The following is a 9,186-nucleotide window of genomic DNA, read 5'->3' on the forward strand; positions in this document are numbered from 1 at the left end:
TGGAGAGGCGGGCGGCGGCCAACGCCGGCAGCACGCCGGGCACCTGCGTCCCGGTGGAGAGCCTGGCACGGGCTTCGGCCTGTTGGGCCTGCGCCAGCCGCAGCCGGGCGCGGGCCTGCATCAACTGGCGCTCGGCAGCTTCCAGATCGGCCTTGGTGGTGAAGCCGCGATCAGCCAGCGCCCGTTGCCGGTCATAGGTGGCCTGGGCAAAGCCGATGTCCTCGCGCGCCGCGGCAATATCGGCCCCGGTCAGTTCCGGGGCGTTGGCCAGCGTGGTTGCGCTGGCCTGGGCGCTGGCGATGGCGGCATCGGCTTGCGCCAGCTGGATGCGATAAGGTTGGCTGTCGACAGTGAACAAGATGTCCCCCACCCGCACCTGCTGGCCTTCGCGCACGGCCACAGCGACGATCTTGCCGCCCACTTCGGCGCTCACCGACACCTTGTCCTGCTGCACATAGGCATTGTCGGTGGCAACCGTGCCTTGCATGCTGACATAATAGCCAAGAGCGCCGCCGACGATGAGCAGCGGCACCACCGCCATCACCGCCACGCGCCGCCAATTGCCCCCCGCCCGGCCAGTTTCAACCCGGCCGGTTTCCACCTTGGTGAATTCGGGATCGCGCTCAGCCATGGGCCGTCACCGGCTCGGCCAGGCTGCGCGCCAGATTGGCCCGCACCTGCAGCAGTGTCTGCTCCAGCAACAACCGGTCGCCAGGCGAAACTCCGTCCAGCATATCCTCGATCAGCGCTTCGGCCAGCGGGCGCAACTGCTCCAGCAGCTGGTGGGCACGCGGCGTCAGATAGAGGCGCCACGAGCGGCGGTCTGCCACGTCGGCCCGGCGCTCGACGAGGTCAGCCTCCTGCAGGCGATCGACCATCCGGCACACGGTGATCGGCTCGACATCCAGCTGCTCGGCCAGGCCGCCCTGGTTGATGCCTTCATGGCGGCGCAGCGTCGCCAGCACCTGCCATTGCGCCCGCGTCACGCCGATCGCCCGAGCCCGCGCATCGAAGGAGCGGCGCATCAGGCGCGACGTGTCGGACAGGATTGAGCCGAGGTTTTCCATAGCCCAGCATTATATAACTATGCATATTATCGTCAACGCCAGAATCACCATCGTGACGGTAAGGACGGTGGCTTTAGCTCATGGTCGGGATGATGAAGGCGTTGGAGCCATCGCCGCCGCCATCCGGCCAACGCGCCGTCACCTTCTTCAGCTTGGTCCAGAAGCGCAAGCCTTCCAGGCCGAACTGATCGATGTCGCCAAAGCCGGAGCGTTTCCAGCCGCCGAAGCTGTGATAGGCCACCGGCACCGGAATCGGCACGTTGACGCCGACCATGCCGACATTCACCCGCGCTGCAAATTCGCGCGCGGCATGGCCATTGCGGGTGAAGATGGCGACGCCGTTGCCATATTGGTGCTTGCTGGGCAGCGCCAGCGCGGTTTCGAAATCGGGGGCGCGCACGATCTGCAGCACCGGGCCGAAAATCTCGTTCTGATAGGATTTCATCTCGGGCATGACCCGGTCGAGCAACGTTGGCCCGAGGAAATAGCCATTCTCATGGCCCTGCAGGCGGAAGCCGCGGCCATCGACGACCAGTTCGCTGCCTTCATCGATCGCGGTCTGGATCCAGCGTTCGATGCTGGCCTTGTGCATGGCGGTCACCACCGGGCCATATTGCGCGTCCGGGTCGGTCGAAATGCCGATCTGCAGGGCCGCGATCGCCGGGATCAGTTTCGCCTTCAGCCGCTCGGCGGTCTCTTCGCCCACCGGGACCACCACCGGCAGCGCCATGCAGCGTTCGCCGGCCGATCCAAAGGCCGCACCACACAGATCATTCACCACCTGGTCCAGATCGGCGTCGGGCATCACGATCCCGTGATTCTTGGCGCCGCCCATCGCCTGCACGCGCTTGCCGGCCGCAACGCCACGCGAGTAGACATAATGGGCAATGTCGCTCGACCCGACGAAGCTGACCGCGCTGATGGCGGGGTGATCGAGGATCAGGTCCACCATCTCCTTGTCGCCGTGCACGACCTGGAACACGCCTTCGGGCAGGCCGGCCTCCACGAACAGTTCGGCCAGCCGGCAGGGCACTGTCGGGTCACGCTCGCTCGGCTTCAGGATGAAGGCGTTGCCCGCCGCAATCGCCATCGCCGCCATCCACAGCGGGATCATCGCCGGGAAGTTGAACGGCGTGATGCCGGCACCGATGCCCAGCGGCTGGCGCATCGAGAAGACATCGATGCCGGGGCCGGCGCCGTGGCTATATTCGCCCTTCAGCATCTGCGGCAGCCCGCAGCAATATTCGACAACCTCCAGCCCGCGCAGGATGTCGCCGCGCGCGTCGGCAATCACCTTGCCATGCTCGGCCGACAGCAGCACCGCCAGTTCGTCAAGGTCGCGTTCGATCAGGGCCTTCACCGTGAACATCACCCGCGCCCGCCGCTGCGGGTTGATCGCCGCCCAGCCCGGCTGCGCCGCCTGTGCGGCTGCCACCGCCCGTTCCAGCGCGTCGGCACCGCCCAGCACAACCTCGGCCTGTTGCACGCCATTGTTGGGGTCCATCACCGCGCCACGGCGGGCGCTCGCCAAGCCGGCGGTGCCGCCCTTGATGACATGATCGATCACGCGCATGTTTGCCCTCCACGCCTGCTGGCCGCCCCTGTCACATGCCGGGGGCCGGTCGCCGCTGCAATACGGGCTTGTCTTAATCCTGACCGCGACGCGCCACCCCTATCCGGATGCGCAGGTGCAGCGCCGCTCAGCGCAGGCTGCGGAATTCCGACGGGGTGCGGCCGAAGGCGCGGCGGAACATCTTGGCGAAATTGCTCGACCCGTTCCAGCCGACCGCCAGCGAAATCTCGGTGATCGACAGCGGCGTTTCGATCAGGAGGCGCGCTGCCAGCCCCAGCCGCCGCTCGATGATGAAGGCGTGCGGCGACTTTCCGGTGGAGCTCTTGAACGCCCGCGCGAAATGGAACGGACTGAGCTGACACATCTCGGCAAGTGCGGCGATGCTGAGTTCCTCGGACAGGTCCTGGTCGATGCGCTCGATGACGCGCCGCAGCTTCCACGGCGCCAGCCCGCCGGTGGCACGCTGCACCTGCGCCTCGGTCGCCTGGTCCTCCAGCACGAACAGCCGGGCCAGCACCGCGTCCACCGCCGCCTGCACGAACAGCCGGCTCACCGGGCCGCCATCAGCGGCGTGATCCCAGGCCTGGCGCAGCGCAGAATCAACTAGGCTGCACTGCCACATGCGCGAATGCAGCTTGCCCAGCGAACGGCGTGCCGGCAGCCCGGCCTGATCGGCCAGCGACGACACCTCGACCCAGGGCACCGACAGGATCAGCAATTCCGGCGTGCCGCGGCCTTCGAACCGACAGAAGGTGTCGGGCGGCGTGACATCGAACTGGCCGACGCGCTTGACGCCGGCAAAGCGGCCTTCGCCGAAATCCGCCCGGTAATCGACGCGGCCCTTGGTCAGCAGTTGCACCGTGATTTCGGGCACGGGCGGATCATCAATGGGGGTGGCGGCATTGATCAGGAACAGCGCGCTGCCCCGGCCGAGATCGCGACGGGAATCAAGCGTGGTCAGGCCGCCGCGGGCCCGTTCGCCGAGATAATCGGCATAAGAATCATAACCTGGCAGTGTGATGTACACCAAGTCATCTCCAGTCTGGCCGGCACGACTGTCAATTCCTGCCGAGTCACGGCTTAGAAATACGGCAAGATTGGTGCAGCTCCAAGTGGCCGAGAAGCGTAGAGTCTTGTGACATTCTTGTGTCAAAACTTCACGTTTTCCGCAGCTTTGGACCGTTTGCGCAAGCACGGGGCATTTACCCGGCCCCGGCAATCGGCTGCAATCGCAGCATGTTCCTCCGGTGCGACACCCGGATCAGCGGGGCATCATCGTCAAACCGTCACACGCCGGGAGCATCGTCCGGACCATGAGCACCAGCGTCCACTCCCGCGAAAGTCTCTGGGGCCTGCTCGATGAGGCGGCCGAGATCGAGCACAACCTGATGTGCTGCTATCTCTATGCGCTGTTCAGCCTGCGCGCACCGGGCAGCGACGGGTTGAACGAGGCCGAAAGCGCCGCCATCGCGCGCTGGCGCGACCTCATCCTTGGCGTCGCCATCGAGGAGATGGCCCACCTCGCCAATGTCTGCAACATCCTGTCCGCCCTGGGCGCCCCGGCACATTTCGGCCGCCCGAACTTCCCGATCCCGCTGGGCTATCACCCCGCCGGCATGGTGGTGCGGCTGGCGCCCTTCACGCTCGATACGCTCGATCACTTCATTTTCCTCGAACGGCCCGAGTCCGTGGCCATCCCGGATGGCGCCGGCTTCGTGGCCGAGCGCAGCTATCGCCGCGACATGGACCCAGACCGACTGACCCCGGCGGCCCGCGATTATGCCACCGTTGGCCAGCTCTATGGCGCCATCCTCGATGCGCTGGAGACGCTTGCCGACACGTTGGGCGAGGACGCGCTGTTCATCGGAGACGATCGCCACCAGATCTCGGGCGCCGCCGCGACCATGCCGGAAGTGGCGGTGGTGCGCTGCCTGAAGACCGCCCGCGCCGCCATCGAGGCGATTGTCGCCCAGGGTGAAGGCTCGGCCGAAGGCGGCCACGACAGCCATTATGCACGATTCCTGGCTGTGCGCGCCGATTATGTGGCGCTGCTGGCGGAACGACCTGATTTTGCCCCGGCCCATCCGGCCGCGCACAACCCGGTGATGCGCCGCCCGCCCACGCCGGACGGCAAATTGTGGGTGAATGCCGAACCTGCCGCCTCGCTGCTGGATTTCGGCAACGCCGTCTACAACCATGCCCTGCGCTGCCTGGCGCTGGCCTATGCCGGCGTGACGCCAGACGAACAGGCCGTGCTGGTGCGCGCCAGCATCACGCTGATGCATGTGCTCACCCCGCTGGCCGAGCAGCTGGCCACCCTGCCCGCCAATGCCGATCATCCCGATTGCACCGCCGGCCTCAGCTTTGCCACCCTGCGCTCGCTGGCGGCTTTGCCGGCCACCGCCGGTGCTCTGCCAGTGCTGGCGGAACGGCTGGACGAGATGGCCGCCCGCGCTGGCCGCTTTGCCTGCGTCACCCATCCTGATGCCGAAGCGGCCCTGCAGGCCGCCGTACCGCCATTGGCCGCGCTTGCGGCCCGCCTGCGCGCATCCGCCCGGCCAACCGAGGACCAGCCAATGGACACGCCTGCCAACCCAGCCCCCGCTTCGGCCAGCGGCCCGCCCATCCCCATCGATCGCGGCGCCGGAATCGAGGAAATTCCCGGCCAGGCACTCAGCCTGCTGTTCAACGCCAAACGCTGCATCCACGCCCGCCACTGCGTGCTGGGCCAGCCGCAGGTGTTCAAGGCCAATGTCGAAGGGCCGTGGATCGATCCCGCCGCCGCCAGCACCGAAGCGCTGGTGACGGTGGCGCACATGTGCCCCTCTGGCGCCATCGGCTATGTCCGCCACGATGGCGGTGCCGCCGAAGCAGCGCCGCCGGTCAACCTCGTCCAGATCCGCGAAAATGGCCCGCTTGGCATTCGCGCTGACATTCGCCTGGATGGCGCCGCCATCGGCATGCGCGCCACACTCTGTCGCTGCGGTGCTTCGCGCAACAAGCCCTATTGCGACGGCAGCCACAACGAGATCGGCTTTGCCGCCACCGGCGAGCCGGCCACCCGCCCATCCGAACCGCTGGCCACCCGCGGCGGCGCGCTGGCGATCGATCCGGAGGTCAACGGGCCCCTGATTGTCACCGGCAACCTCGAAATCTGTGCTGGCACCGGCCGCACCGTCGATCGTGTCACCAGTGCCCGCCTGTGCCGTTGCGGTGGATCGGCCAACAAGCCATTCTGTGACAACAGCCACCGCCGCAACGGCTTCAAAAGCTGAGGAGAGACGCCATGACCCCGCTCTACACCGCCGAAGCCACCGCCACCGGCGGCCGCCATGGCCATGCCGAAACGTCGGACGGGGTGATCAGCGTCAACCTCGCCATTCCCAAGGCGATGGGCGGCCCCGGCGGCGACGGCATGACCAACCCGGAACAATTGTTCGCCACCGGCTATGCCGCCTGCTTCGGCAGCGCGGTCGAATATGTCGCCCGCCTCGAAAAGGCCCCGCTCAGCGCGGTCACCATCCATTCGAAAGTGCATATCGGCGCCAAGCCCGGTGGCGGCTTCCAGCTGGCAGTCGAGCTCGCGGCGAAGCTGGACGGCGTGGATCGCGCCCAGGCCGAAGCGCTGGTTGCCCGCGCCCACCAGGTCTGCCCCTATTCCAACGCGACGCGCGGCAATATCGACGTCAGCATCAGCGTGCTGGACTGACCGCGATGATCAGCGTCACCCGCATCGGCACTGGCAGCGCGCATCGCGTCACGATTGGCAACCACAGCCTGACGGTCGACCTGACCGATGCCGACCCCAGCGCAGGGCCGGATCCGCACGACCTTTATGACGCTGCACTGGGCGCCTGCAAGGCGCTGACCATGCTCTGGTATGCGCAGCGCCATGACATCCCGCTCGAGACAATCTCGGTGACCGTCGATCGCGACGCATCGGAGGAGCGCACTGGCCGCTATCGGCTGGACACCGCGCTCGACATCGGCGGCACCCTGACCGACGCTCAGCGCGCCCAGCTGCTGCGCGTCGCCGAGCATTGCCCTGTCCACCGGCTGATGACCGATGTGACGACCGAGATCAGCACCCGCCTGGTCGACCCCGCCGGCTGACCGCGGAGCGACCGTGCGGGCGCGGCGCTGAGCCGCTCAGTGGCTGGCGTTGGCGCTGTCGGCCGGCACCAGCGGCCCATCCACCGGCTTGTTGATCGGCATCGTCAGCGTCGCCGGGTCAACCGAGAAACCGAAAACCGCCGTGAAGCCATCGTGCGCCTCGCGGTGCACCCAGCCGGCACTGGCCTCCACGCGATCACCCGGGCGCACATCGTGGCTGGTGCCGGTTTCGCCGTCGGTCAGCTGGAGGCCGCCCTTCAATATGTAGAATTTGGTATCGAAATCATGGAAGTGCAGCGGGTTTCGCTCGGCGGGGACATCGATCAGCATGGCGTAAAAGCCGGCCGCCGCGATCTCCTCCCGGGCCTGCGCTTCGGTGGTGAAATGCTGGCTGGTGACGCTGTAGCGCATGGCCGGTCCTCCCTGTTTCAATATTGGACGCTGCACGCCATCACGTCCAGCGCCACCACGTGCTGCTTGGGATTGCGCCGCAGCGCAGCATCGAGCGCGTGCAGATCGGCGTGGAACCTGTCCACCAGCGCCGAAAGTTCCGGCGTGTCGAAACCAAGATAGGCGCGGTTGCCATCACCGCCCAGCGGCGCCACCCCGACCTCGGCCAGGCACAGGCTGTTGTGCGGCTTGTAGAACAGCTGGTCGGCCAGGTGGCTCGACATATTGTCCATCGGCCAGCTGAGTGGGGTGTTGTGCATGAGATGCTCGAGCCAGCGTTCCATTCGCTCGACAAGGTGCAACTCGCTCTCGCTCACAGGCACCGCCTCGCGCACATAGTCACGCTTCAGCGGCGGCTTGACGCGCAGGATGAAAGGCACCGGCATCGCCGAACGATACAGCGTGCCAGCGACGTCGTGCATGCTTTCATACATCTCGTGCAGCGATTCATGGTCGGACGAGTGCACCACCGCTGCATTCCAGATGAAATGGGCCAGCAGGTCGGCCAGCAGATCCTTGTTTCGACTGTTGCCGTCGGCACCGATCAGATCGGCCCCGGTGGGATGGCCGGGGATGTGGGGCGCGATGGCATCGGCCCAGAAGCCGGCCTCGCGCCATTCCTGGTCGGACAGATGATCGACAACACCGCCGGTGAAGGCGCGGATCGGTTCGAAATAGCGGCGCAGGAACTCGCCGTAATGCGACGGGATATCGGCCGGCGTCGGGCTGAACCTGAACGCCGGATAAGCCTTGGTGTGATCTGCGAAATAGGGATCGACATAGGGCGCGGGCGGCGATTGCGGCTTCGCATAATATTCGGACCCCATCCAGCAGAAGGGCAACAGGTTGCGGACCTCTGATCCCTTGGCGACGAAGGGGCACCACGGATACCAGGTGTTGGGGTTGATGATCGAGCGGGCGCCGTTGAGCACGGCATCGTCGACCGGCAGCGACAGCCACATGTGCGGCTGCAGCACGCGCAGGATGAGATTGGTCTTGGGCAGCACGCTCTTGGTCAGGGCGTTGATGGTGTCGGCGGGGAAATGCACCGCCGGGTGATCGATCAGGTTGATGCGGTGGATGGCGCCCTGCAGCACGAAATAGCGCGCCACCTTCCACGCCTCGCCATCGCCGGGGCGGAACACGTCTGAATAATCGAAATCGTTGCGGGCCGGGTTCCACACCTGCAGCATCAGCGCGACGATCTCATAGTTGAATTCGGTATCGTCCTTGCGGCGGCGCATCAGCACGATGGACGCTGCCGCCGCTTCGCCGGGATACAGCTTTCGCACCACCCGCATCGACGTGAAGTCCGATTTCCAGTAGCTGTAGACATCCTCGTCCACGACATCTTCAGGGAAGAATTTGCGGACGCTGTCGGTGATCGGCATCAGATATTTGCTGTACAGCCCCTCGCACAGCAGGTGGGTGAAATCCTCGTCGGTCAGTTCCGGATAGTCCGACCGGTGCTCGATCGCGGTGGCGAGGGCAGCCGCCGTGGAGGCGACACCGAACTGCAGGATGCTGCCTTCGTAATATTTGCCGATGAAGCTGGACCAATCCTCGTTCTCGGCCGTGGGAATGGGCGCTATGGCAGGCGGCAGCGCCGAATAATGCGGCTTGTTGGGCGCCGGCCACGGCGTTTGATCAAGACTGTAGAGAAAGTCCGACGCTGGCAGGCCCGGATAGCGTTGATGATCGGTCGGCGCGCTGCTTGCCATGCTCCCCACCCCTATGCGTCGATGTTAACCTTTTATTATTGTGTCAGGTTAGCGCACAACAAGTGGCACGGCAAATGCTGGATTCCGCGCACGAGCCAGCCGGAGGCGGGGCGTCAAAGCGGCGCCAGGTCCCAGCCGTGCAGCCCGAGCTCGCTGATGGCCGCTGCCGCGCGCTCCAGGCTGGCGGCGATGGCGGCCGGTTCGGCGCCGGCGCGTTCGAGGGCGCGCGCATGGAGGCGGCAGACCGCCGGTTCGGCCCAGC

9 protein-coding genes are annotated in these 9,186 nt (G+C 66.1%); 3 read left to right on the forward strand and 6 right to left on the reverse strand.

The genetic code is table 11. The features are described 5' to 3' along the window. From GJ693_RS11080 to GJ693_RS11095, 4 genes are all read right to left on the reverse strand, one after another. A partial coding sequence (locus tag GJ693_RS11080) for an HlyD family secretion protein (protein ID WP_156256366.1) occupies positions 1–631 on the reverse strand: 631 nt, incomplete at its 3' end. Then, positions 624–1,067, reverse strand: a complete 444-nt coding sequence (locus tag GJ693_RS11085; RefSeq protein WP_156256367.1) for a MarR family winged helix-turn-helix transcriptional regulator — start codon at positions 1,065–1,067, stop codon at positions 624–626. The genes GJ693_RS11080 and GJ693_RS11085, both read right to left, overlap by 8 nt. 73 nt (positions 1,068–1,140) lie before the next feature. Continuing rightward, on the reverse strand, positions 1,141–2,640 hold the full coding sequence (locus GJ693_RS11090) for a CoA-acylating methylmalonate-semialdehyde dehydrogenase (protein ID WP_156256368.1): 1,500 nt from the start codon (positions 2,638–2,640) through the stop codon (positions 1,141–1,143). Positions 2,641–2,767: 127 nt separating this feature from the next. Continuing rightward, the gene (locus GJ693_RS11095; RefSeq protein WP_156256369.1) at positions 2,768–3,667 is read right to left on the reverse strand and encodes a helix-turn-helix domain-containing protein; all 900 of its coding nucleotides are present in this window, start codon (positions 3,665–3,667) and stop codon (positions 2,768–2,770) included. Between the two features lie 286 nt (positions 3,668–3,953). Here GJ693_RS11095 and GJ693_RS11100 point away from each other — a divergent pair, with 286 nt between their 5' ends. Genes GJ693_RS11100 through GJ693_RS11110 form a run of 3 tightly spaced genes read left to right on the forward strand, consistent with a single transcriptional unit; the run spans position 3,954 to position 6,753 of the window. Further along, positions 3,954–5,915, forward strand: coding sequence for a ferritin-like domain-containing protein (locus tag GJ693_RS11100; RefSeq protein ID WP_156256370.1), 1,962 nt, complete (start codon positions 3,954–3,956; stop codon positions 5,913–5,915). A gap of 11 nt (positions 5,916–5,926) precedes the next feature. Beyond that, on the forward strand, positions 5,927–6,349 hold the full coding sequence (locus tag GJ693_RS11105; protein ID WP_156256371.1) for an organic hydroperoxide resistance protein: 423 nt from the start codon (positions 5,927–5,929) through the stop codon (positions 6,347–6,349). Between the two features lie 5 nt (positions 6,350–6,354). Then, on the forward strand, positions 6,355–6,753 hold the full coding sequence (locus tag GJ693_RS11110) for an OsmC family protein (protein WP_156256372.1): 399 nt from the start codon (positions 6,355–6,357) through the stop codon (positions 6,751–6,753). A gap of 36 nt (positions 6,754–6,789) precedes the next feature. Here the strand turns inward: GJ693_RS11110 and GJ693_RS11115 are convergent, their stop codons facing one another. Beyond that, entirely contained in the window at positions 6,790–7,164 is a 375-nt protein-coding gene (locus GJ693_RS11115; RefSeq protein ID WP_156256373.1) for a cupin domain-containing protein, read from the reverse strand. Between the two features lie 17 nt (positions 7,165–7,181). Next, positions 7,182–8,924 carry a hypothetical protein gene (locus GJ693_RS11120; protein WP_156256374.1) on the reverse strand — a complete coding sequence of 581 codons (1,743 nt, stop codon included), beginning with the start codon at positions 8,922–8,924 and terminating at the stop codon, positions 7,182–7,184. Between the last annotated feature and the right edge of the window lie 262 nt (positions 8,925–9,186).

Origin of the sequence: Sandarakinorhabdus oryzae (assembly GCF_009733735.1) — a bacterium.
GTDB lineage: Bacteria > Pseudomonadota > Alphaproteobacteria > Sphingomonadales > Sphingomonadaceae > Sandarakinorhabdus > Sandarakinorhabdus oryzae.